The 21627-nt window shown below is 70.4% G+C and carries 25 protein-coding genes; 3 read left to right on the top strand and 22 right to left on the bottom strand.

Annotated elements, in window-relative coordinates:
• Positions 1-5: 5 nt before the first annotated feature.
• Positions 6-443, bottom strand: a complete 438-nt coding sequence (locus KSO98_RS15565; RefSeq protein ID WP_225286599.1) for a MarR family winged helix-turn-helix transcriptional regulator — start codon at positions 441-443, stop codon at positions 6-8.
• Complete coding sequence (locus KSO98_RS15560) at positions 440-2074, bottom strand: MDR family MFS transporter (protein ID WP_225286598.1); 1635 nt, start codon at positions 2072-2074, stop codon at positions 440-442. Before KSO98_RS15560 ends, KSO98_RS15565 begins: the two co-directional genes overlap by 4 nt.
• A 169-nt stretch (positions 2075-2243) precedes the next feature.
• On the opposite strand from KSO98_RS15560, the gene KSO98_RS15555 reads away from it, so the two are divergent.
• Together KSO98_RS15555 and KSO98_RS15550 are read left to right on the top strand one after the other, a co-directional pair.
• Positions 2244-2945: an iron-dependent transcriptional repressor DtxR gene (locus tag KSO98_RS15555; RefSeq protein ID WP_225286597.1), complete on the top strand. Its 702-nt coding sequence runs from the start codon at positions 2244-2246 to the stop codon at positions 2943-2945.
• 40 nt (positions 2946-2985) lie between these two features.
• Entirely contained in the window at positions 2986-3324 is a 339-nt protein-coding gene (locus tag KSO98_RS15550) for a hypothetical protein (RefSeq protein ID WP_225286596.1), read from the top strand.
• A gap of 35 nt (positions 3325-3359) precedes the next feature.
• On the opposite strand, the gene KSO98_RS15545 is transcribed toward KSO98_RS15550, so the two are convergent.
• A complete protein-coding gene (locus KSO98_RS15545; RefSeq protein ID WP_225286595.1) occupies positions 3360-3629 on the bottom strand; it encodes a DUF2277 domain-containing protein in 270 nt (89 codons plus the stop codon).
• An 83-nt stretch (positions 3630-3712) separates the two neighbouring features.
• On the opposite strand from KSO98_RS15545, the gene KSO98_RS15540 reads away from it, so the two are divergent.
• Positions 3713-4804, top strand: coding sequence for a sensor histidine kinase (locus KSO98_RS15540; protein ID WP_225286594.1), 1092 nt, complete (start codon positions 3713-3715; stop codon positions 4802-4804).
• A gap of 40 nt (positions 4805-4844) precedes the next feature.
• On the opposite strand, the gene KSO98_RS15535 is transcribed toward KSO98_RS15540, so the two are convergent.
• From KSO98_RS15535 to KSO98_RS15440, 19 genes are all read right to left on the bottom strand, one after another.
• The gene (locus tag KSO98_RS15535; RefSeq protein WP_225286593.1) at positions 4845-5393 is read right to left on the bottom strand and encodes a hypothetical protein; all 549 of its coding nucleotides are present in this window, start codon (positions 5391-5393) and stop codon (positions 4845-4847) included.
• Positions 5394-5398: 5 nt separating this feature from the next.
• Positions 5399-7486 (bottom strand): flagellar biosynthesis protein FlhA, encoded by a 2088-nt coding sequence (gene flhA / locus KSO98_RS15530; RefSeq protein ID WP_225286592.1) that lies wholly within the window; start codon positions 7484-7486, stop codon positions 5399-5401.
• A 77-nt stretch (positions 7487-7563) separates the two neighbouring features.
• Positions 7564-8730: an EscU/YscU/HrcU family type III secretion system export apparatus switch protein gene (locus tag KSO98_RS15525; RefSeq protein ID WP_225286591.1), complete on the bottom strand. Its 1167-nt coding sequence runs from the start codon at positions 8728-8730 to the stop codon at positions 7564-7566.
• A 1-nt stretch (position 8731) separates the two neighbouring features.
• Complete coding sequence (locus KSO98_RS15520; protein WP_225286589.1) at positions 8732-9499, bottom strand: flagellar biosynthetic protein FliR; 768 nt, start codon at positions 9497-9499, stop codon at positions 8732-8734.
• Positions 9500-9512: 13 nt separating this feature from the next.
• Complete coding sequence (locus KSO98_RS15515) at positions 9513-9818, bottom strand: flagellar biosynthetic protein FliQ (protein WP_225286588.1); 306 nt, start codon at positions 9816-9818, stop codon at positions 9513-9515.
• Positions 9808-10572 (bottom strand): flagellar type III secretion system pore protein FliP, encoded by a 765-nt coding sequence (gene fliP / locus KSO98_RS15510; RefSeq protein WP_225286587.1) that lies wholly within the window; start codon positions 10570-10572, stop codon positions 9808-9810. The genes KSO98_RS15515 and fliP overlap by 11 nt, the downstream gene beginning before the upstream one ends.
• The gene (locus KSO98_RS15505) at positions 10569-11030 is read right to left on the bottom strand and encodes a flagellar biosynthetic protein FliO (protein WP_225286586.1); all 462 of its coding nucleotides are present in this window, start codon (positions 11028-11030) and stop codon (positions 10569-10571) included. The genes fliP and KSO98_RS15505 overlap by 4 nt, the downstream gene beginning before the upstream one ends.
• Before the next feature lie 4 nt (positions 11031-11034).
• Positions 11035-11940 (bottom strand): flagellar motor switch protein FliN, encoded by a 906-nt coding sequence (gene fliN, locus KSO98_RS15500; RefSeq protein ID WP_225286585.1) that lies wholly within the window; start codon positions 11938-11940, stop codon positions 11035-11037.
• Positions 11937-12893, bottom strand: coding sequence for a flagellar motor switch protein FliM (locus tag KSO98_RS15495; protein ID WP_225286584.1), 957 nt, complete (start codon positions 12891-12893; stop codon positions 11937-11939). The genes fliN and KSO98_RS15495 overlap by 4 nt, the downstream gene beginning before the upstream one ends.
• Positions 12894-12996: 103 nt before the next feature.
• Positions 12997-13431, bottom strand: coding sequence for a flagellar basal body-associated FliL family protein (locus tag KSO98_RS15490; RefSeq protein WP_225286583.1), 435 nt, complete (start codon positions 13429-13431; stop codon positions 12997-12999).
• Positions 13428-14369 carry an OmpA/MotB family protein gene (locus KSO98_RS15485; RefSeq protein WP_225286582.1) on the bottom strand — a complete coding sequence of 314 codons (942 nt, stop codon included), beginning with the start codon at positions 14367-14369 and terminating at the stop codon, positions 13428-13430. The genes KSO98_RS15490 and KSO98_RS15485 overlap by 4 nt, the downstream gene beginning before the upstream one ends.
• Complete coding sequence (locus KSO98_RS15480) at positions 14369-15139, bottom strand: flagellar motor protein (RefSeq protein WP_225286581.1); 771 nt, start codon at positions 15137-15139, stop codon at positions 14369-14371. Before KSO98_RS15480 ends, KSO98_RS15485 begins: the two co-directional genes overlap by 1 nt.
• On the bottom strand, positions 15139-15459 hold the full coding sequence (locus KSO98_RS15475) for a flagellar FlbD family protein (protein WP_225286580.1): 321 nt from the start codon (positions 15457-15459) through the stop codon (positions 15139-15141). Before KSO98_RS15475 ends, KSO98_RS15480 begins: the two co-directional genes overlap by 1 nt.
• A 187-nt stretch (positions 15460-15646) precedes the next feature.
• Positions 15647-16678 (bottom strand): flagellar hook protein FlgE, encoded by a 1032-nt coding sequence (locus KSO98_RS15470; RefSeq protein WP_225286578.1) that lies wholly within the window; start codon positions 16676-16678, stop codon positions 15647-15649.
• Positions 16679-16722: 44 nt separating this feature from the next.
• Positions 16723-17226 (bottom strand): flagellar hook assembly protein FlgD, encoded by a 504-nt coding sequence (locus tag KSO98_RS15465; protein ID WP_225286577.1) that lies wholly within the window; start codon positions 17224-17226, stop codon positions 16723-16725.
• Positions 17227-17237: 11 nt separating this feature from the next.
• On the bottom strand, positions 17238-18527 hold the full coding sequence (locus KSO98_RS15460) for a flagellar hook-length control protein FliK (RefSeq protein WP_225286576.1): 1290 nt from the start codon (positions 18525-18527) through the stop codon (positions 17238-17240).
• Entirely contained in the window at positions 18524-19561 is a 1038-nt protein-coding gene (locus tag KSO98_RS18990) for a transglycosylase SLT domain-containing protein (RefSeq protein ID WP_308012776.1), read from the bottom strand. The genes KSO98_RS15460 and KSO98_RS18990 overlap by 4 nt, the downstream gene beginning before the upstream one ends.
• Positions 19558-20040 carry a flagellar FliJ family protein gene (locus KSO98_RS15445; protein WP_225286575.1) on the bottom strand — a complete coding sequence of 161 codons (483 nt, stop codon included), beginning with the start codon at positions 20038-20040 and terminating at the stop codon, positions 19558-19560. Before KSO98_RS15445 ends, KSO98_RS18990 begins: the two co-directional genes overlap by 4 nt.
• A gap of 103 nt (positions 20041-20143) precedes the next feature.
• Positions 20144-21622 carry an aspartate ammonia-lyase gene (locus KSO98_RS15440; RefSeq protein ID WP_225286574.1) on the bottom strand — a complete coding sequence of 493 codons (1479 nt, stop codon included), beginning with the start codon at positions 21620-21622 and terminating at the stop codon, positions 20144-20146.
• Positions 21623-21627: the final 5 nt, after the last annotated feature.

The following is a 21627-nucleotide window of genomic DNA, read 5'->3' as shown; positions in this document are numbered from 1 at the left end:
GGTACTCAGCCGAGATCGGTGTTGAAGCGACCCAGCTGTGCGGCGAGCGAGGCGAGCTCGGCGTCGGACCAGTCGGCGAGCTGCTCGCGCCAGACCCTGCGCTGCTTGGCGACGGTCTCGTCGATCAGCCGGACCGCTTCCTCGCTGGCGGAGACGAGCTGGGCGCGGCCGTCCTCCGGGTCCGGGGTCCGCTCCGCGAGGCCGAGGTCCACCAGGTGCTGGATCTGTCGGCTGATCGCGCCCTTGTCGATGCCGAACTGGCACGCCAGCTCGCTGCCGCGCGTCGGGCCGTTCTCGACGAGGTGGACGAGCAGGTAGTACGAGGCGGACTGCAGCTGCGGGTGGATGGCGGTCGCGCGCTCCGCGATCACCTGCTTCATCCGTCGCCCGATGACCCGCAGCTCCGCGGTCACCGCATCGAACGCTGCGCTCCGCTCGCTCACTTCCGCGAACCCTTCAGGGCCTCGCCGATCTCCAGCTCGGCAGCGAGCTCCATGTCGATCTCCGGCTCCTTGATCGTGTCCAGCGTGGTCCGCAGCGTGCCCTCCTTGATGAACAGCACGGTGATCAGGGCCAGCGCCGCGAACGGTACCGCGAACAGGAAGATGTGTCCGGTCGCGTCGCCGTTGGCGGCTTCGAGCAGACGGCCCAGGGCCGGCGGCAGGGTCCCCGAGGTCTCGACGCTGCCCGCGCTGAGCGACTTGGCCTCAGCCGGCGTCACAAGGCCGCCGGAGATGAGCGCCGGGACGCCGTGGGTCACCTTCGAGATGACCTGGTGCGACAGGATCGCGCCGAAGACGCTGACGCCGATCGCGCCGCCGAGCGTGCGGAAGAACGCGACCACCGAGCTGGCGGCGCCGATGTTCGCCTGGTCGACGTTGTTCTGCACCGCGAGGATGAGGTTCTGCTGGGTGCAGCCGAGGCCCGCACCGAGGATGAACATCCACGTGCCGACCACCCACAGCGAGGTGGTGTGGTCGATCGTGCCGAGCAGCGCCGTGCCGGCGGTGACGGCGACCATGCCCCACACGAGCCAGATCTTCCACTTGCCGGTGCTGCTGATCATGCGACCGGAGATGATGCTGGTGCTCATCAGGCCGACGACCATCGACAGCGACATCAGACCGGCGTGGGTCGGGCTCATGCCGCGGGCGGTCTGGAAGTACTCGGCCATGAACGTGGTGGCCGAGAGCATCGCGACGCCGACCATGATCGCGGCGAAGGTGGCCAGCGAGATGGTGCGGTCCTTGAAGAGCTGAAGCGGGATGATCGGCTCGGCCGCGTGCTTGGCCTCCACCAGCATCGCGAGACCCAGCACGACCAGGCCGCCGACGACCATCGCGACGGTGGTCCAGGAGGCCCACTCGAACTGCTGGCCCGCCAGGGAGACCCAGATCAGCAGGATGCTGACGCCGCCCATGAGCAGGGTCGCGCCCAGGTAGTCGATCTTGACCTCACGCTTGATGGTGGGCAGGTGGAGCTTCATCTGCAGCACGACGAACGCGATGATCGCGAACGGCAGGCCGACGTAGAAGCAGCCGCGCCAGCCCAAGGCGCTGTCGACGATGACGCCGCCGACGAGCGGGCCGAGCAGGGTCGCGAGACCGAACGAGGCGCCGATGTAGCCGGAGTAGCGGCCGCGCTCGCGCGGGGAGACCATCGAGCCGATGATGATCTGGATCAGCGCCATCACGCCGCCGACACCGAGACCGGTGATGACCCGGGCGCCGATCAGCATCGACATGGACTGCGACAGACCTGCGAGCGCCGAGCCGGACACGTAGACGAGCAGCGCGATCTGCATCAGCAGCTTCTTGCTGAACAGGTCGGCGAGCTTGCCCCAGATCGGGGTGGTAGCGGTCATCGCGAGCATGGTGGCGACCAGGACCCAGGTGTAGCCGGTCTGGGTGCCGTGCAGGTCGAAGACGATGGTGGGCAGCGCCGTGGTGACCACGGTGCTGGAGAGGATCGCGACGAACATCGCGATCAGGAGACCCGAGAGTGCCTCGAGGATCTCCTTGTGCGACATGGGTGCCTGCTCAGCCGGAGCGGCGACGGTGACGTCCTGCGACATGTATCTCTGATCTCTCGTACGGACGGGCGCTTGGTTGCGTACCTAATGGTTGATGGGGTCAACTTTACGCCAAATGGTTGACACCGGCAACTTTACGGGTCCGTGCCCTGCGTCACCTTCGGCCACAGCAAGAGCAAAGGGAAGCCTTGCCTGCCCGTAGGATGGAGGCGTGAGCGACCTCATCGACACCACGGAGATGTACCTGCGGACCATCTACGAGCTGGTCGAGGAGGGCATCGTCCCGCTGCGTGCCCGGATCGCCGAGCGTCTGCACCAGAGCGGCCCGACCGTCTCCCAGACCGTCGCCCGGATGGAGCGCGACGGCCTGCTCACCGTCGAGGGTGATCGCCACCTCCAGCTCACCGAGGAGGGCGAGCGCCTCGCCACCCGCGTGATGCGCAAGCACCGCCTCGCCGAGCGCCTGCTGACCGACGTGATCGGCCTCGACTGGGAGCTGGTCCACGAGGAGGCCTGCCGCTGGGAGCACGTCATGTCGGAGACCGTCGAGAAGCGGCTGCTCGAGCTGCTCGACCACCCGACCGAGTCGCCGTACGGCAACCCGATCCCGGGGCTCGCCGAGCTCGGCGCCGAGAGCACCGGCGAGGAGTTCCGTACGGGCGTCGAGGCGCTGTCGAAGGTCGTCGGCCCCAACAGTGACACCACGCGAGGCACCACCGTGCTGATCCGCCGCATCTCCGAGGAGATGCAGAAGGACGAGACCCTGATGTCCGCGCTGCGCCGCGTGGGGGCGCTTCCCGACCGAACCGTGACCGTGATCGCCACTCCGGAAGGGATTCTGCTGGGATCGGGCGGCGAGACGGCAGAGATCGTGACCGAAGCTGCCGATCATATCTTCGTAAAGAAGCTGTAGGACCCGCGAAGGATCGCAGGGTCGGGGGGAAGGATTCCCGGTGGAGCTGGTGCACGTTCGTCTTGCTGCGGAGGACCTGGTCGGTGACGGCCGCGTCGTGGTTCCCCACGCCCGCACCGGCTTGGACGACGTCCTCGAGGTCGGCGACGACCTGGTGGTCACCGATCAGGACGGCGAGTTCCACGGCGCGACCGTGATCGCGGTGGGCGGCGACGGCCACGACCCGCACTACAACCTGCGCATCGGTGCGCGGCTCCCGATCGACCTCGCCGCGGAGCGGATGACCGACACCGACGTACGGCCCGAGAAGGCCGGCCTGCACGACGTCGTCGACCTGCTCGGCGAGCTCCGCGGGGTGCTCGGCCACCCCGGCTCCTGAAGCCGGACGTCAGCGAGCGGCGGCGACAGTCACGATCAGGTCGCGTAACGGAGCGCGGCGCGCTCCTTGGCCTTCTGCGCCTCGATCTCGCGGTCCTTCTTCGGAGCGGTCGTGACCAGGTCCTCCAGCAGGTGCTGGGTGATGTGCGCGATCTCGGCGACGGCCCGGTCGAAGACGGCCTGATTGGCCTGCGAGGGCTTGGTCGTACCACTGACCTTGCGCACGTACTGCAGAGCGGCGGCGGAGACCTCGTCCGGGGTCGCCGGCGGCTCGAAGTTGTTCAGGGGACGGATGTTGCGGCACATGGATCCAGAGTAAGCGCGGCACGCGGAGCGGAGTGAGGAGAACCTCGGCGCGAGGTGTCCCGGATCACTACCATGGACGCATCATGGGAGAAGCCGAAGGACGCCGCCGCGCGTCCCTGACCGATGGCGCGGCGGGTGCTGCCCTGTGCTCGGCCGAGCTGTCCCCCTCGGTGGAGCTGCTGATCGAGGCTGTCCTGGCGGTCTCGGTCGACCTCGAGCTCGACGGGATCCTGCGGCGGACGGTCGAGGCGGCCTGCGTCCTCACCGGCGCCTCGCACGGCATGGTCGGGCTCGACGTCGGCGAGAGCGGCGAGGACCGCGCGATCCTGTACGGCGAGGCACGTGAGGCGGCGGGCGCCGACGCGTTCGCCGAGGCCCGTGGCGGCCTGGTGGCCGAGATCCCGGCGGACGACGCCCCGTACGCCCGGCTGCACCTGGCGCCGCGCGCCGACGGCGAGCCGTTCAACGCCCGCGACGTGCTGCTCGTCGGGCGCCTCGCCGCCGCGACGGGGCAGGCCATCAGCAACGCCATCGTCCATCGACGGGCCGTGGCCGCCGGCGCAGGGGCCCTCCCGGCCGACGAGGCACCCGCGGTCGGTGCCGAGCGCGAGCGCATCGCCCGCGACCTGCACGACGGTGTGGTGCAGCGGCTGTTCGCCACCGGGCTCCAGCTCAGCGCGCTGCGGCGCACCGTCGACGCGCCGACCGGCGAGACCCTCACCGGCATGATCCGCGACCTGGACGCCACCATGCGCGACCTGCGCGCCACCATCTACGGCCTGCGCAGCTCGCGCGTCGGCACGGTGCTCGACCAGATCGAGGCACTCGCCGAGGAGTACGCCGCCCCGCTCGGCTTCCGGCCCACGCTCGAGCACAGCGGACCGGTCGACGAGCTGCTCGAGGGTGACCTCGGGGACCACGTCCTGGCCACCATGCGCGAGGCGCTCTCCAACGTGGTCAAGCACGCCCGGGCGACCTCGGCCGCGATCGAGCTGCACGTCTCGCCGCGCTGGACCCTGCTGCGCATCGGCGACGACGGCGTCGGCATCCCGGCTGGCGAGAACGGATCGCTGGGCAGCGGCCTGACCAACCTCCGCACCCGCGCCGAGCGACTCGGCGGGCTGCTGCGGATCGAGCGCAACCGGCTCGACTGGATCGTCCCGACCCACCGCTGAGACGACCCGGCGAGGGCCGCCATGGTGCGCGCGGTCCGGATCAGACCGGGTCGTTGAACGGGTCGGCGCTCAGGTCGAGCGGCGCCAGATCCATCGCGTCGAGGTCGCCGAGACCGAAGTCGTCGCCAGTGCCGAGCGCGAGCGGGCTGTCGGCGTCCATGTCGTCGCCGAAGCCGGCGAGCGGAGCGTCCAGCGGGCTGGAGAAGTCGTCGGAGAAGCCGCTGAACCCGTCGGTCGAGAGTGGGTCCGCACCGTACGGATCGGCGTCGTACGCGGCGTCGTCGAAGAGCTGCGTGGCGGTCAGCCCGGCACCCGCGCCGGTGGTCGCGACGGCGTTGCCCATCGCTCGGGTATCGGTCTCCAGCGCGCCGCCCTCGCCGAGGCGACGGATCAGCTCGGCGAGCAGCGCGATCGTGAAGAGCACGATCAGGAACCGCTCGGTGAGCACGTCGAACGGCAGCGCCTGCTCGACCACGGCGGTCCACACCGCCGGCATGCTCAGCAGCGCGCTCACGGTGAACACCTCGGGGGAGAGGGCACCGGTGAAGACGCGCGGGGCGCTCGTCGGCTCGATCGAGTGCAGCTGCATCGTCGTCACGCTCCCACCACCGACAGGTTGGCGCCGCCGTCGACCCGGCTAGCGCTGACCACGCCGACCGAGTTGATGGAGGTGGCGCCGTTGATCTCGTTGTAGGACAGGATCGGCAGCCGCGGCAGGGCGGGTGCCAGCAGGCGGCGTACGGCCGCGCGCACCTGCGGCGCGCAGACCAGCACGGGCCGGAGGTTCTGGTTCTCGGCCTTCTCGGCGAGCTGGGCGGCCCTGGTCAGGACGTTCTGCGCGGCGTCGGGGTCGAGCGCGAGCACGGCACCCTGGTCGGTGGCGCGAAGCGCCTCGAGCATGCCCTGCTCGAGCAGCGGGTCGAGGCTGATCGCGGCGACGGTGCCGTTGCTGAGGTACGGCGCGACGATCGCCGGGCCGAGGGCCGCGCGGGCCGCCTCCACCAGGCCGTCGAGATCCTTGGAGACCGCGGCCCGCAGGGAGAGCGCCTCGAAGATCCGGACCAGGTCACGCACCGAGACGGCCTCGTCGAGCAGGGAGCGCAGCACCCGCTGAACCTCGCCCAGCGACAGCAGGACCGGGGTGAGCTCCTCGACCACGACGGGGTGGCTGCGCTTGACCACGTCGGTGAGCAGCCGGACGTCCTCGCGGCCCAGCAGCCGGGCGGCGTGGGCGGTGACGACCTCGGAGAGGTGGGTCGTGACGACCGAGGCACGGTCGACGACGGTGGCGCCGCCCATCTCGGCCTGGTGGCGCAGCTCGGCGGGGATCCACTTCGCGTCGAGGCCGAAGACCGGCTCGCGGGTGGCCTGGCCGGGCAGGGCGCCCAGGAAGTCGCCGATGGCGAGCACCATGCCTCGCGGCGCCTCGCCGCGGGCGACCTCGACACCGAAGAGGGTGATCGCGTAGTGCCGCAGGGGCAGGTCGAGGTTGTCGCGCGTACGGACCGGCGGGATGACGATGCCGAGGTCGGTGGCGATCTTCCGGCGCAGGGCCTTGACCCGGTCGAGCAGGTCACCGCCGGCGGAGGTATCGACCAGGTCGATGAGGTCGGCGGCGAGCTCGAGGCCGAGCGGGTCGACCTGGATGTCGGCCGCGAGCTGCTCGGGGGCGTCGGGGTTCTTCGGCGCCGGGGCGTCGAGCAGCGGGTCGAAGGCGGCGCCCGCCTCCTCGGCGGCGGCGTCCAGCGTCGCCTGGGCGCGCGTCGAGGCGAGCAGCATCAGGCCGCCGACGATGACGAACGGGATCTTCGGCAGGCCGGGGATCAGGCAGATCGCGAGCGATCCGATGCCGGCGATGCGCAGCGGGAGCGGGCGCGATCCGATCTGGCGGACGATGTCGGATCCCATGTCCTCGGTGCCCGCGGCGCGGGTCACGATGAGGCCGGTGGCGACCGAGAGCAGCAGCGCCGGGATCTGGGAGACCAGACCGTCGCCGATGGAGAGCAGCGAGTAGGTGTTGATCGCCTCGAGGACGTCGAGGCCGTTCATGATGATGCCGATGGCGAGGCCACCGATCAGGTTGACCACCGTGATGATGATGGCGGCGACGGCGTCACCCTGGACGAACTTGGTCGCACCGTCCATGGCGCCGTGGAAGTCTGCCTCGGCGTGGACCTCGGCGCGACGGCGCTTGGCCTCCTCGTCGTCGATCAGGCCGGCGTTGAGGTCGGCGTCGATCGACATCTGCTTGCCGGGCATGGCGTCGAGGGTGAAGCGCGCGCCGACCTCGGCGACGCGGCCCGCACCCTTGGTGATGACCACGAACTGGATGATCAGCAGGATCACGAAGACGATCAGGCCGACGATCAGCGAGCCGCCGACGACGAAGTGGCCGAACGTGTTGATCACCTTGCCGGCGTAGCCGTGCAGGAGCACGAGCCGGGCGGCGGAGACGTTGAGCGCGAGCCGGAACAGCGTCAGGACCAGGATGACCGACGGGAACGACGCGAAGTCGAGCGCGCGGTTGACGAAGATCGCGGTCAGGAGCACCAGGAGCGAGGCGGCGATGTTCGCAGCGATGAGGAGGTCGAGCACTGCCGCCGGCAGCGGGACGACGAGCATCACCACGATCATGACGATGCCGATCGGCACGCCTAGCTTGGCGAGGGACTTCGCGGGCACAACCAATGCCTCTCGGGCCGCTGGGTTCGCGCCGTCCGTGGCACCACAGGGGTGGCACCGTCCTGGTGCCACGGGGCCTATCGGCCGGGTTCGGAGCGATCTGAGTCAGGTGGCGTGATGCGCCGGCGGCGCTGCGTCGAGCGCGGTACGGCCGGCAGCTCCTCATCGAGGAGGCGGGGGGTCTGGTGCGAGCCGCCGGACTCGCCGCGGTTGCGCCGGGAGATGACGAACGCGAGCACCGAGGCGACCGCGGCGAAGAGCTCGCGGGGGATCTCCTGGCCGACCTCGCAGGAGCGGTAGAGCGCCCGTGCCAGGGGGACGTCGTGCACCGTCGGGACGGCGGCCTCGGCGGCGACCATGCGGATCCGGGCGGCGATCGCGCCGGCGCCGCGGGCGACGACGCGGGGGGCTCCCAGCGCGGGGTCGTACTTGAGCGCCACGGCGACGTGCGTCGGGTTGACCAGCAGCACGTCGGCCTCGGCGACGTTGTTGACCATCCGGCGGCGGGCGATGGCCATCTGGCGCGAGCGGATCGCGCCCTTGACCTTCGGGTCGCCCTCGGACTGCTTGTGCTCGTCCTTGACCTCCTGCTTGGTCATCTTGAGGCCCTTCATCCGCTTGCGGCGGGCGACGACGTAGTCGACCGCGGCGAGCACGAGGCCGATCTCGGCGGCCGTGCGCATCAGCGAGATGGCGTGCGTGCGGAGGACCTCGAGCACCTCGCTCATCGGCATCAGGCCGCCGCCGATGATCGGCATGATCGACTTGACCGCGCTGTAGACGACCAGGCCGAGCAGGGCGCTCTTCAACAGGGTCTTGAGGCCCTGCCACAGCGCCTGCGGGCCGAACATCCGCTTCAGGCCGCTGATCGGGTTGAGCTTCTTGAAGCTCGGCTTGATCTGCTTGGTGGAGACGTTCATGCCGCCCTGCGCGACCGCGGCGACGACGCCGATGATCATGATGCCGGTGCCGAGCGCGACCAGCGTGAGCATGGTCTGGATCCCGGCGCTGCGCAGGAGCTGCGCGGCGACCTTCGGGTCGGGGTTGCCGATGGCCTGGAGGGAGCCCTTCATCAGGTCCTGGAGCCGGATCGCCTCGTGGGTGAGCAGGGGGCCGATCGCGAGCGTCAGGATGAAGAGCGAGCCCCATTGGCCGAACTCCTGCGTACGGGCGATGTTGCCGTCCTTGCGCGCCTTGCTCAGGCGCTTCCCGGTCGGCTTCTCGGTCTTGTCCTCGCCCGCCATGTCAGCCGGACCCGGCCATGGCGTTCATCGCCTGCATGATGAGGTCGGTGATCCGGGAGGTGGCCTCGGGAAGCGCCGGGAAGGACATGCCGACCAGCAGGAGCGTCAGCCCGATCTTAGCCGGGTACATCATGCTCATCGCGTTCAGCGCGGGGGAGACCTTGGTCAGCAGGGCGAGCGCGAGGTCGGTGATGAAGAAGACCGCGCCGAGGGGGAGCGCGATCTGGAGCGCGACGCTGAAGAACATCGACATCGCGGTCGTCATGGCATCGCCCCACCCGGTGATGTCGGGGAACGTCATCAGCGGCACGAACTCGAAGGTCTTGAGCAGTCCGCCGATCACCATCAGGTGGCCGCCGGAGGCGAAGAGCAGCATGACGGCCAGCTGGGAGTGGAACTTGCCGAAGACGCTGTTGACGTTGAACGACAACGGGTCGAAGGCGGCCGCGACCTGGAAGCCGCCCAGGACGTCAATGATCGAGCCGGCCGCGGCGATGGTGTCGAAGAGCAGCTGGGTGACGAAGCCCATCGCGGCGCCGATGAGGACCTGGGTGAGGGCGACCACGACCAGGTCGATCGAGTTCTGCGGAACCGGCTGCTTGGCCAGCGTCGGCGCGATCGCGAAGGAGAGCCCGAGAGCGAGGGTCACCTTCGCCATGTTCGGGATGCTCTTGCTGTTGAACGGGGGCGCCAGGGCGATCCAGCCCAGGATCCGTACGGCCGCGAGCAGGTACGCCAGCAGCGCGACGCCGTTGATGGTGAGGGTCATCGCAGCGCCCTCACTACTTGAGCAGGTCGGGGATCTGCGCGAACAGCTGCTGGGTGAAGGCGATCATCGTGTGCAGCATCCAGTTGCCGCTGGCGAGCAGGACCGCGGAGACGCCCAGCACCTTCGGGACGAAGGACAGGGTCACCTCCTGGATCTGCGTCATCGACTGGAAGAGCGAGACGGTGAAGCCGATCGCCAGCGCCGTCGCGAGGATCGGCATGCTCAGCTTGAGGCAGACCTGGATGACCTGCATGGCCAGGTGCAGGATCGCGGTGTCGGTGACCTCGAGGACGCTCAGCCCGAAGAAGCTAGGTCCCATAGCTGGCCACCAGTGCTTTGATGATCAGCGCCCAGCCGTCGACCAGGACGAACAGCAGCATCTTGAACGGCAGCGACACCACGACCGGAGGCATCATCATCATGCCCAGTGCCATCAGCGCGCCGGAGACGACGACGTCGATGATCAGGAACGGGATGAAGATGATGAACCCGATGACGAAGGCGTCCTTGAGCTCCGAGAGCACGAACGCCGGGACCAGGGTGGCCATCGGGGTGTCGGCGCGCTGTGCCGGCGCCTCCCGCTTGGCGACGCTGTCGAGCAGCTGCAGGTTGTCGTCGTCGGTGTTGTGCAGCATGAACGTCTTGAGCGGCTGGATGCCCTTGTCGTACGCCTTCTGAGCGCTCAGGTGGCCGCTCAGGTAGGGCTGCACGCCGGTGTGGTTCATCGCCGAGAGGACCGGCGCCATGATGAAGAGGCTCAGGAAGAGCGCGAGACCGGCCAGCACCTGGTTGGGAGGCGTGCCCTGCAGGCCCAGGGCGTTGCGGGTCAGGCCGAGCACCACCAGGATCTTGGTGAACGCGGTGCAGCTGAGCAGGATCGCCGGGGCGAGGCTGAGCAGCGTCAGCGCGATGATCGTGACCAGCGAGGTGGACGGCTTGTCGGCCATCCCGCCGACGTCGATGGTGACGCCGGTGCCGTCGCCCGGCGCAGCGAGCGCGCCGGTGGCGGTCGTCATGAGGAGGACCGCGAGGACACCGCTGACGGTGGCGGTCCGGCGCAGCAGCGCCCTCATGAGGCGTCGCGTGCGGTGCCGCGGGCGACCTTGAGCGCTTGGCGCCAGGTCTCCGCGGACAACACCGAGCCAGCCAGCGAACCATCCTTGGTCTGCGGCGTGGCGGCCCGGTGGGCCAGCACGGTACGGGCGCGCGGTTCCTCCGCGGCCTGAGCGTGCTCAAGATCGTGCTCGAGGAGCTCGTCGAGCTCTTCGAGGTCGTCGTCGAGGAGGAGCTCGTCGGGCTCCAGCTCGGTCAGCAGGGTGACCTGCTGTTCGGTCGTGCCGAGCACCAGCACCCGCTCGCCGACCGTGATGACGGCGACGCCCGTTCCCCGGGAGAGCTGCTGGCGGTGGACGACCTGGATGACGGCGCCCGTCTTCCCCTGGAACCGTCGACCGGCGAACCGCGCGAGGAGCAGCAGCAGTCCGACGACGATGGCCAGGGAGAAGACCAGGCGGAGGGCGAGTGCGGTCACAGGATCAGACCGTGACGGCGTCGGGGTCGAGGATCTCGGTCACGCGCAGGCCGAAGTCCTCGTCGACGACGACGACCTCGCCGCGGGCGATGAGACGGCCGTTGACCAGCAGGTCGGCCGGGCTGCCGGCGGCGCGGTCCAGCTCCAGGACGGCGCCGGGCGAGAGCGCGAGCAGGTCGCGCACCGTCATGCGGGTACGGCCGAGCTCGACCGTGACCTCCATGTCGACGCCGTGCAGCATCTCGATGCCGCGCGCGACCGGGACGTGGACCGGGGCCGGAGCCGCACCGGAGCCGGCGGGGGCCTGCATGCCGCGCGGCATGCCGCTGCCCGGAGGGGCCGCGGCGAGCGGGGTGTCGAAGCTGACGGCGGCCGGAGCCGGGGCGGCCGGAGCAGCGGCGGGGCCGCTGTCGGCGGCGTCGGCCGCGCTCAGCACGTCGGAGAGGTCGAGCGCGAGCGGAGCGCCCGACAGGTTCGGCTGGGCGTTCTGCAAGGTGGCCTGCGGCACGAGCACCGCGGCGGCGATGCCGGCGCCGATGAGGGGGACGGTGGTGAACTCGCCGCCGAGGTCGTTGACGACCAGGGCGAGGTCGACCTCGGTGGCCGGCCGGGCCTGCGCACCGAGGATGTTCGCGGCGGCATCGAGAGCCGGCTGGGTGGCCGCGGCGAGGTCGAGACCGCCCAGGGGCGAGTCGGCCAACGCGTCGACCAGGTCCTTGCCGACGAGAACGGCGATCCGGCCGGACACGGGGCCGGCCAGGTCGGCGATGGTGGCGCCGGCGAAGGCAGCGGTGACGAAGGGGGAGCCGGGCTGGGCCGGACCCGCGGAGAGCGGCGTGGCCGACGGCAGCACGGCCGCGGCGGCCTCGGCTGCCGCGGCAGCGAGGTCGTCGTGAGAGATGTCGGTCATGAGTTCTCCTTGGGGGTGTTCACGATCAGTGCGGCGAGCCGCTGGCCGTGCGCGCCGGGGGTGGCGTGCGCGAAGGTCGCACCGTCGAGGGTGACGTCGAGCGGTGCGGTGGAGGAGTGCGAGAGCCGCAGCACGTCGCCGACCTGGACCTGGCTGAGGTCGGTCGGGCCGAGCTGGGTCGGGTGGAAGCGGACCGCCACCGAGACCGGCACGTGGTCCATCTGCTGGCGCAGCATCTGACCGGCGTGTGCGCGGGCGGCGCGCTCGCGGTCGGAGACCGGGCCCGGGTTCGACGAGTTCGTCAGGTACGGGTGCAGGCCGCTGAACGGCAGGCAGATCGTGGAGCGGTGGGCGCGCTCGTTGATCCGCAGCTCGAACTCGACCACGACCATCACGTCGGCCGGGCTCGCGGCCTGGGCGAACTGCGGGGCGTACTCGACCGCTGCGGCGGCCGGCTCCAGCGGGAGCACGGCGGCCAGGGAGTACCGCATCTCGTTGAGCAGGCGGTCCATGAAGCCCTTGATGACGCCGCCCTCGATCTCGGTGAGGGGACGGTCGGGTTGGTCGTCGCTGCCGGGGCCGCCGAGCATGTGGTCCACGCAGGACATGACCGCCGGAACCGGCATCTCGAGCACGCCGAGGCCGGTCATCGGGTCGGCGGCGAAGAGCATCATGTACGTCTGCTGGCCGAGGGACTCGACGTACTCGTTGTAGGTCCGCTGCTCGATGGTCTGCAGCGTCAGCTGGCACACGGTGCGCAGCGACGAGGTGAAGACCGTCGTGGCCTGGCGGGCGAACCCGTCGAAGCCGAGCATGAGGATCCGCTGGTGCTCGCGGGAGAGCTGGATCGGCCGGCGGAAGTCGTAGGGCACCGGCTCGCCGGCACGCGTACGCCTCCGGGGCCGCGAACCGGTGTGGCCCGGGCGCGAGGCCGAAGGGGGAGCGATGGTCACGTTCCTGGGTTCGGCGCTGCGCCGGGGCATCTGAGACGTTCGGCCCTGGCTGAAGGTCCTGACCTCATAGCCCGAACGGGCCTAGGGTGGCCCGGGCTGGGAGCTACTGGGTGACGAACTCGGTGAAGTAGATGCCCATGACGTCGCCCTCGTAGAGCGCGGTCACCGTGTGGCTGAGCTTGGTCTTCAGCGCGTTGCGGGCCTGGCCCTGATCGAGGTCGGTGACCGACTGGCCGCTGAACAGGTCGATGGCGGCGTCCAGCGCCTTGCTGCCGTCGACGTCCTCCTTCGCGGAGGTGGTCTCTTGCAGCGCCAGGCCCAGACGCAGGTAGTGGCCACCGGCGAGGTTGAGCTGGATCGAGTCGAGCTTGACCACGGGGCCGGGCTTGGGCGCCGCCGGCTTGCCGGCGGGCTTCAGCACGAACCACGCACCGGCGCCGAGGATCACCAGGACGGCGACCACGGCGAGGATGAGCTTGCGCTTGCTGCCCTTGGGCTTGGCGGCAGCGTCGGTCTGCGGCATGGCGGTGATGGTCACGGCTTGTCTCCGGTCGTGTGCTCGGTCTTCGTCAGCTGCGCGTACGCCTGCTGGTAGAGGGCCCGGGACTCGGCCGGGGCCTGGGACAGGACGACGATGTCGACCCGCTTGTTGATCTGCTGCGAACCCTTGATGGCGGGGTTCTCGAGCGGCTTGGTGTGGCCGAAGCCGGTCGCGCGCAGGCGCCGGTCGGGGATGCCGTCGTGCTCGCTCAGCCGGCGCAGCGCGGTGACGGCGCGCGCCGAGGAGAGCTCCCAGTCGGTGGGGTAGTACTTCGGCTTCACCTTCACCTGGTTGGTGTGGCCGTCCACGTCGATCGGCTCGCTGATCGAGGCGATCACCGGTGCGATCGTGTCCAGGATCAGCTGGCCGCGCGGGGTGAGGGTGGCGACGTTCGGCTCGAAGACGACGTGGCGCGAGACCAGCGAGACCACCAGGCCGCGCTCGTCGATCGCGGCCCGGACGTCTCCGGCGAGGCCCTTCTTGCTCAGGGCGCTCTGCATCTGCTTCCACAGTTGGAGCAGCGACTTCACCTGGCCCTCGGCGTCGGAGTAGGCGCGCTGCTTGGCCTGCATGTTGGCCTCGGCGACCGCGTTCTTCACCAGCGCGGCCTGATCGGCCGGCAGGTTGGAGATCATCTGCGGGTTGACCATCTCCGAGCCGCCCGAGGAGCCGCCGGTCCGGTCCGACATCGGGCTGTCACCCGACAGGATGTGGTCCGCGCGGCCGAAGCCCGAGACCAGGCCGGACTTGAACTGGGAGTACTTCGAGATGTCGATCTGGGAGAGGGCGTAGAGCACGATGAAGAGGACCAGGAGCAGCGTCACCATGTCGGCGTAGCTGATCATCCAGCGCTCGTGGTTCTCGTGCTCCTCCTCTTCCTCCTGCCGTTTGCGCCGGCGCGCCGGGGCGACCGCCGACCCCTTGCTGGCACTCATTACGCGGCCTCTTCAGCGTTCTGTTGGTCCGCGGGGAGCAGCGACTTGAGCTTCTCCGCGACCAGGCGCGGGTTGGAGCCGGACTGGATCGCCGAGATGCCCTCGACGGTGAGCTCCATCCGCGCGGCCTCGAGGGCGCCGAGGCGCTTGAGGCGGCTGCCGAGCGGCAGGAAGAGCAGGTTCGCCGAGCCGACGCCCCACAGCGTGGCGACGAAGGCGCCGGCGATGAGGGGGCCGAGGGCGGCCGGGGTGGTGAGGTTCTCGAGCACGTGCACCATGCCCATGACGGTGCCGATGATGCCGACCGTCGGGGCGTAGCCGCCGGCGTCAGTGTAGAACTTCGCGGCCTGCTTGTCCTCGGCCTTCTTGGCGTGCACCTCGGCCTCGAGGATGTCGCGCAGCTCGTCCGGGTCGGTGCCGTCGATCGCCATCGTGACGCCCTTGACCAGGAACGGGTCCTCGATGTCGCGCAGGGCGTCCTCGAGGGCCAGCAGGCCCTCGCGACGGGCGCGCTCGGCGAGCGTGATGATGTGCGGGACCAGGTCGCCGGCCGGCGCGACCTTGCCCGTGAAGGCCCGCTTGAGCGACTTCACGGCGGTCTTCGCGTCGGCCATCGTGCCGCCGGCGATCGTCGCCATGAGCGTGCCACCGAAGACGAGCAGCATCGGCGGGATCAGGAACAGGCTGCTCGGGTGGCCGCCCTCCATGATGTTGGCGACGATGACGACGGCGAAGCCCAGGATCACGCCGACGGGGGTTGCGAGATCCATCAGTCCTCGTTTCCGGTCCGGCGGATGCCAGGCGTCGTGGCGATCTCCGAGACGGCGGCCAGGTACGGCGTGCGCGGCTCGGGGATCTCGGTGAGCGTGCGGGTGATGTGCGGGTTGACGGCCTCGAGCACGGCACCCAGGGCGATGATCTCGGCGCGGAAGGCCACGATCGAGTCGACCACCTGGCTCATCGACTCGGCGACGACGTACTTCTTGCCGTCGAGGAGCGTGACGATGGTGTCGGGCGTGCTGTCGACGCGCTCGATCAGGTCGGGGTTCAGCAGGAACACCGACCCGGAGAGGCGGGTGAGCGTGATCATGGGCGCACCGTCCTTGTGCGAGTTAGCGGTTGTGCTCCAGCCGTCCGTGGCCGGTCCACACTGCTGATCGGCGTTGCACGGATGGACCTGAGCGAGTCGAGGAACGACAACGGCGGGCGGCTCCCGGGGAGCGGCCCGCCGTAGTACGGGGAACGAGGGAGGACCCCGAACCTGCGAAGCGTCGGGATCAGCGCTTCATGTTGACCAGCGTCTCCAGGACCTCGTCGGAGGTGGTGATCACCTTCGAGGAGGCCTGGAAGCCGCGCTGGGCCAGGATCAGATTGGTGAACTCCTGCGAGAGGTCGACGTTCGACATCTCCAGGGCACCGGTGGTGATGAGACCGTTCTGGCCGTAGTCGCTGTTCTCGCCCGGAGCGCCGTACTCGATCAGACCCGAGTTGGGGCTGTAGACGTACTCCGAGTCGCCGGCCTTCTCCAGGCCCTGCGGGTTCTGCACGTTGGCGATGGCGATCCGGCCGATGGCGAGGCGCTCACCGTTGGAGTACGTGCCGGTGACGGTGCCGTCGCGGCCGATCGTGTACGACTGCAGCTTCGGGATCGCGAGTGCGGGGGTGGAGCCGTCGTAGCCGCGTGCGGCCCAGTAGGTGCCGAGCGGACCGCTGGTGGTGCCGTCGTCGTTCATCTTGAGGTTCATCGTGCCGAGGCCGGTGCCGGCGGTGTCGGTGCTGTCGATGACCGGCGGCGTGCCACCGTCGTTGGCGCGGTTGGCGTAGATCGGGTCGCCGACGTGGGTCGGCGGCGTGGTGGTCAGGTCCTCGGTGTCGGCGTAGCCGGACACCGCGTAGCCCTGGACGAGCTTGCCGTCGGGCGCGACCATGTTGCCGTTCGTGTCGAACGAGAACGCACCGGCGCGGGTGAGGTACCTGTTGGAGCCGTCGCCGACCACGAAGAACCCGTCGCCGCTGACCATCATGTCGGTGGGGACGCCGGTGGTCTCGTTGGCGCCCTGGGTGAAGTTGGTCTTCACCGCCGCGAGCTGGGTGCCGAGGCCGATCTGGATGGCGTTGGTGCCACCGAGGTTGCCGTTCCCGGCCGGGGCGGAGGCTGCGGTCAGCATCTGGGAGAGGGTGTCGGAGAAGACCGTGCTGGAGCTCTTGAAGCCGACGGTGTTCGCGTTGGCGATGTTGTTGCCGGTGACGTCGAGCGCGGTCTGGTTGACCCGCAGGCCGCTGATGCCGGCGAAGAGTGAACGAAGCATCGCGATGTCCTTTGTTCGGTGGTGGATTGGGCGTACGGGTTGGGTCAGGCGTTCTGGGTGACGTAGCCGGTCGGCGGCGTGTACACCTGGGTGCTGTCGGTGTTGCTGGCGGAGTAGTCGTAGCCGGTGGTGTCGCCGACGCCGGCGACCGAGCCGACCGGGACCTTCTCGTCGCCGACCATGAGGACCGGGCCGGAGGGTGTGTAGACGGTGCCGGTCGCGGTGCCGCTCTTCAGGGTGCCGTCGGCACCGACCCAGCTGACGTTCTTGCCGATCATCGCGACCGTGCTGGAGGCCAGCTGGCTGGAGAGGACCAGGCCCATCTCCTTCTGCATCTCCTGGACCGCCTGGACCTGGGTGAAGGTGGCGTTCTGGGTGAGCATGGTGGAGGTGTCCGCGGGGTTCATCGGGTCCTGGTACTTCATCTGCGCGACCATCAGGTCCATGAACATCTTGGAGTCGGCCTGGGTGTCGGCGGCGCCGGTGGCGCCGGTGGCGTTGCTCGCGGCGAACATGCCGTAGTCGCCGGTGATGGGGGAGACGGTCATGGTCTGACTCCTCAGATGAGCTGGTCGACGCCGGAGGTGGCGCGTCGAGCGGTCGGGGCGGACGTGTCTTCGGGTGCGCCCGCGGGCGTCGTGGGGTCGGAGGGCTCGGTTCCGTCGGGGCGGGCGGAGGCGTACGAGGTGTTGCCGCCCTGGCCGTTGGAGCGGGCCTCGGCCTGGGCCTGCAGCTGGGCCTGCGCCTGGGCGAAGCCCTGGCTGCGGCCCCCATCGGCGGCCGAGCCGGTCGTCGAGCCGTTGCCGGGGGTGCCGAACTCGCGGAAGGTGACCTTCGCGTCGGCGCCGGTGGCCTCGAGCAGCCGGCGCAGCTCGGGAGCACCGTGCTCGAGGGCCGTCCGGGCGACGCCGTGGAGCGGGTCGGTGGCCACGTCGACGCGGACGCTGTCGCCGCGGACCACGACGGTCACCCGGACCTCGCCGAGGTCGTCGGGGTGCAGCGTGATCGCGATGCGCTGGGTGCCGGGCCCGGTGGCCGCGGCCTTGGTGATCTCCGGGAAGACCTGGCGCAGGACGGCGGTGGTCTGCGCCGGCGGCTGGTCGTTGGCGATCGGGGTCGGCGCGGAGACCGCAGCGGCCGCCAGGGAGTCCGTCGCGGCCGAGGCGGCGATCGTGGCGAGGGCCGCGTCGGTGGCTGCCGGAGCCGGCGTGGCCGGGACGGGCGCGGTGTCCGTCGCGGTCGGGTCGCCGGTGGCCGGGAGAGCCGTGAGGTCGGTCGCGTCCGCAGCGGGCGGCGCATCGGCGGCGGGCGTGTCGGCGGCCTGCGCCGTCGGCGCGGCGATGGTCGTGGAGGCGGTCTTCGCGGCGGCGGCGCCCGGCTTCGCGGGCGTCGCGGCGGTGGCCGGGATCGGCTGAGCCGCCTGGGTGAGCGCTGCGGCCGAGGCGGCGACCGCGCCGGTGGCGAGCACCTGCGCCGTTCCGGCCGGTGCCGGGGTCGTGGTGCCGGGAAGCCCGGTGGTGGCGGCGAGCGCGGTCGGCAGGCCGGTCGCCGTCATGCCGTCGGCGGCGTTGGCCGCGAGCTCGGCCATGAGGGCCGTGGTGGCCGCGCCCTTCGTCCCACCGGCGAGCGCGTCGCCGGTCCGGCCGGTCAGCAGGGTGGGGACGGGAGCCTGCGGGATGACCGGGGTGATCGCCACCGAGGCGGCGGCGAGCTCGGCGAGGAAGCCGAGGCCGCTGTCCGTGCCGGCGTCGTCGTGCCGGTCGCCCTTGCCGGCCGCGGCGGACTTGCCCTCCGTCTTCTGGGGCGACGGGGGCGCCGCCGAAGCGGGCTGGAAGGGAGCGATGCTCACGATGCCTCCGTCAGGGCCAGGACGTTGCGGACGTAGTTCTGCGTCTCGGCATACGGCGGCACACCGCCGTACTTGAGGACTGCGCCGGGACCGGCGTTGTAGCCGGCCAGGGCGAGCGAGGTGTCGCCGTTGAACTTCTTGAGCATGGAGGCGAGGTAGTTCGCACCGCCGTTGATCGACTGGACCGGGTCGAGCGGGTTGCTCACGCCGAGCCCCTTCGCGGTCGCCGGCATCAGCTGCATGATCCCCTGCGCGCCGGCGCCGCTGACGGCCTTGGCGTTGAAGCCGGACTCCTGCTTGGCGACCGCGGCGATGAGGGAGGCGGGCACACCCGTACGAGCGGCGGCGGCGTTGATCACGCTCGCGTACGGGGTGTCACCCGAGACCCCCGCCGACGGTGCACCGGTGACCATCGGGTTCGCGGACGTGGCGACCCGGGCGGCGCCGGAGGTGTCCAGCGAGCTGCCGAGGACCCGGCGGATGCCGGAGACCGGCTCGCCGAAGTCGGCGACCTTGATCTCCTTGACCACGTCGCCGGTGTGCGGGGCCTCGATCATCATCCCGTTGCCCTCGTAGATGGCGACGTGGTGGACCGGGGAGCCGAAGAAGAGGAGGTCCCCGGCCTGGGCATCGCTGAGGGAGGAGACCGGGGTGCCGACGTTCGCCTGGTCGCGCGAGACACGGGGCAGGTCGATGCCGAGGTCGCCGTAGACCTGCTGGGTGAAGCCGCTGCAGTCCAGGCCGGTGGCCGGGTTGGTGCCGCCCCACACGTACGGGGTGCCGAGGTACTTGCGGGCGTCGGTGATCACGTCGCTGCCCGCCGCGGAGCCGGTCGCGCCCGAGGAGCCCGGGAGGATGACGCCGCTGCCGGCGGTGGAGCCGGGGGTCGCGGCGCGCAGCGCGGTGGCGAACGCGGTGGCGGTGTCGCCGCCGGTCGTGGCCGTCGGGCCGGAGAGCGCGCTCAGGGTGCCCTGGATCTGCTGGATCCGCGCGGTGATGTCGGTGATCATGGCGGTCTCGAGGCCGAGGCTCATCGGGCACCCGCCGTGGCTCGGGCGGCGGCCGCCTTGATGGCGGCGGCGTCGCGGGCCCAGCGGACCGACGCGAGGTCGTCCAGCTCCTTGGCCTCGGCCTTGTTGCGCTCGACCCGGCGGCGCTCGGCGCGCCGGGCGAGGAGGTTCTCGACCGCGGAGAGCTGGGTCTTGTCGGAGTGCCACTGCGCCCGGGCGCCCTCGACGACGATCTCGTGGGAGATCGCCTCCTCGAAGGCCTCGCGGTAGTGCAGGCCGAGGGCTGCGACGCCGTTGCGGAAGGTCAGGAGCTCGGCGGGCGTACGGGCGCCGTCACCGGGCAGGGAGGCGAGTCGCTCGGCGACGGAGGTGGCACGCTCCTCGAGGGCCTGCTGCTCGACCAGGGCCATCTGCAGGCCGAGGCGGCTGTCGTGCTCTCGCACGCCGCGGACGCGCGCAACGGCGCGCAGGCCGCGGTCAGCCGTGGAACGGGTAGCACTCAAGGCACGAAGCTCTCTTCGGTGAAGCGTGCCGTTCCATCGGCGCGGGGTGAGCGAGTCCTTGCTCGCATGCCCTATTCGGCCGGCGCTGAGACGACCTGAGCGATCACTCCGTCTCGGGATCGTCGCCGGTCGCCTCGGGGGCGCTCGGCGTCGTCTCGGCGTGCTGCAGGTGGGCCAGCACCTCCGGACGCAGGATCGCGGCGAGCTGCTCGGCGTCCATCAGGCCATGCGCGACGACCAGCTCGGCGACACCGGCGCCGGTGAACAGCGCCTCGCGGGCGATGTCGGTGGCCGCCTGGTAGCCGATGTACGGGTTGAGCGCGGTCACCAGCCCGATCGAGTTCTCCACCGACTCGCGCAGCCGCTCCTGGTTGGCGGTGATCCCGTCGACGCACTTCTCGGCGAGCACGATCATCGCCTGGCGCAGCCGCCACAGGCCCGCCGAGAGCGAGTAGCAGATCACCGGCTCGAAGGCGTTGAGCTGCAGCTGGCCGGCCTCGGCCGCCATCGTCACGGTCATGTCGAAGCCGACCACCTCGAAGGCGACCTGGTTGACCACCTCGGGGATGACCGGGTTGACCTTGCCGGGCATGATGCTCGACCCGGCCTGGCGCGCGGGCAGGTTGATCTCGTTGAACCCGGCCCGCGGGCCGGAGGAGAGCAGCCGCAGGTCGTTGCAGATCTTGCTGGTCTTGACCGCGACCCGCTTCAGCACACCGGAGAGGTGCACGAAGGCGCCACAGTCCTGGGTGGCCTCGATCAGGTCGGTGGCGGTGACCAGCGGCAGCTGGGTGATCCGTACGAGGTGCTGGCGCGCCGCCTCGACGTAGCCGTCGGGGGCGTTGAGCTGGGTGCCGATGGCGGTCGCGCCGAGGTTGATCTCGTACAGCATGGTGACCGCCTCGGCGAGCCGGTCGCGGTCCTCGCCCAGCATGACGGCGTACGTCGCGAACTCCTGCCCGAGCGTCATCGGGACGGCGTCCTGCAGCTGGGTGCGGCCCATCTTGAGCACGTCGTGGAACTCCGCGGCCTTGCGGGCGAAGCTCTCCTGCAGCTGCGCCATCGCGTCGAGCAGCGCGTAGGTCGCCTTGACGATCGCGATCTTCACCGCGGTCGGGTAGACGTCGTTGGTCGACTGGCTGAGGTTGACGTGCTCGTTGGGGTGCAGCACGTCGTAGGCGCCACGCGGGTGCCCGAGCAGCTCGAGGGCGCGGTTGGCGATCACCTCGTTGGCGTTCATGTTGGTCGAGGTGCCGGCGCCGCCCTGGATGACGTCGACCACGAAGTGGTCGGTGAGCCCGCCGGTGCGGATCTCGGCGCAGGCCTGCGCGATCGCGCCGTAGCGCTCGTCGTCGAGGAGGCCGAGATCGTGGTTGGCGCTGGCCGCCGCCTCCTTGACGGCCGCCAGCGCCTCCACGAGGTACGGACTGTCGCCGATCGGCACGCCGGTGATCGGGAAGTTCTCCAGCGCGCGCAGGGTGTGGACGCCCCAGTACGCGTCGGCGGGAACGTCACGATCCCCGAGGAGATCGTGCTCGACCCGGGTCGCAGCGGGCGTGGTCGGGTCGGTCCGCGTGGTCATCTCTT

Origin of the sequence: Nocardioides nematodiphilus (assembly GCF_020216525.1) — a bacterium.
In the GTDB taxonomy this organism is placed as follows: domain Bacteria; phylum Actinomycetota; class Actinomycetes; order Propionibacteriales; family Nocardioidaceae; genus Nocardioides; species Nocardioides nematodiphilus.
This window is presented reverse-complemented; position numbering and strand designations above follow the sequence as displayed.

Coding starts and splice junctions, on each gene's coding strand:
- fliP (WP_225286587.1), bottom strand. CDS start 10,572: ATGAGGGCGCTGCTGCGCCGGACCGCCACCGTCAGCGGTGTCCTCGCG.
- KSO98_RS15480 (WP_225286581.1), bottom strand. CDS start 15,139: ATGGATCTCGCAACCCCCGTCGGCGTGATCCTGGGCTTCGCCGTCGTC.
- fliN (WP_225286585.1), bottom strand. CDS start 11,940: ATGACCGACATCTCTCACGACGACCTCGCTGCCGCGGCAGCCGAGGCC.
- KSO98_RS15525 (WP_225286591.1), bottom strand. CDS start 8,730: ATGGCGGGCGAGGACAAGACCGAGAAGCCGACCGGGAAGCGCCTGAGC.
- KSO98_RS15470 (WP_225286578.1), bottom strand. CDS start 16,678: ATGCTTCGTTCACTCTTCGCCGGCATCAGCGGCCTGCGGGTCAACCAG.
- KSO98_RS15545 (WP_225286595.1), bottom strand. CDS start 3,629: ATGTGCCGCAACATCCGTCCCCTGAACAACTTCGAGCCGCCGGCGACC.
- KSO98_RS15475 (WP_225286580.1), bottom strand. CDS start 15,459: ATGATCACGCTCACCCGCCTCTCCGGGTCGGTGTTCCTGCTGAACCCC.
- KSO98_RS15535 (WP_225286593.1), bottom strand. CDS start 5,393: ATGCAGCTGCACTCGATCGAGCCGACGAGCGCCCCGCGCGTCTTCACC.
- KSO98_RS15515 (WP_225286588.1), bottom strand. CDS start 9,818: ATGGGACCTAGCTTCTTCGGGCTGAGCGTCCTCGAGGTCACCGACACC.
- KSO98_RS15540 (WP_225286594.1), top strand. CDS start 3,713: ATGGGAGAAGCCGAAGGACGCCGCCGCGCGTCCCTGACCGATGGCGCG.
- KSO98_RS18990 (WP_308012776.1), bottom strand. CDS start 19,561: ATGAGCCTCGGCCTCGAGACCGCCATGATCACCGACATCACCGCGCGG.
- KSO98_RS15560 (WP_225286598.1), bottom strand. CDS start 2,074: ATGTCGCAGGACGTCACCGTCGCCGCTCCGGCTGAGCAGGCACCCATG.
- KSO98_RS15520 (WP_225286589.1), bottom strand. CDS start 9,499: ATGACCCTCACCATCAACGGCGTCGCGCTGCTGGCGTACCTGCTCGCG.
- KSO98_RS15465 (WP_225286577.1), bottom strand. CDS start 17,226: ATGACCGTCTCCCCCATCACCGGCGACTACGGCATGTTCGCCGCGAGC.
- KSO98_RS15485 (WP_225286582.1), bottom strand. CDS start 14,369: ATGAGTGCCAGCAAGGGGTCGGCGGTCGCCCCGGCGCGCCGGCGCAAA.
- KSO98_RS15440 (WP_225286574.1), bottom strand. CDS start 21,622: ATGACCACGCGGACCGACCCGACCACGCCCGCTGCGACCCGGGTCGAG.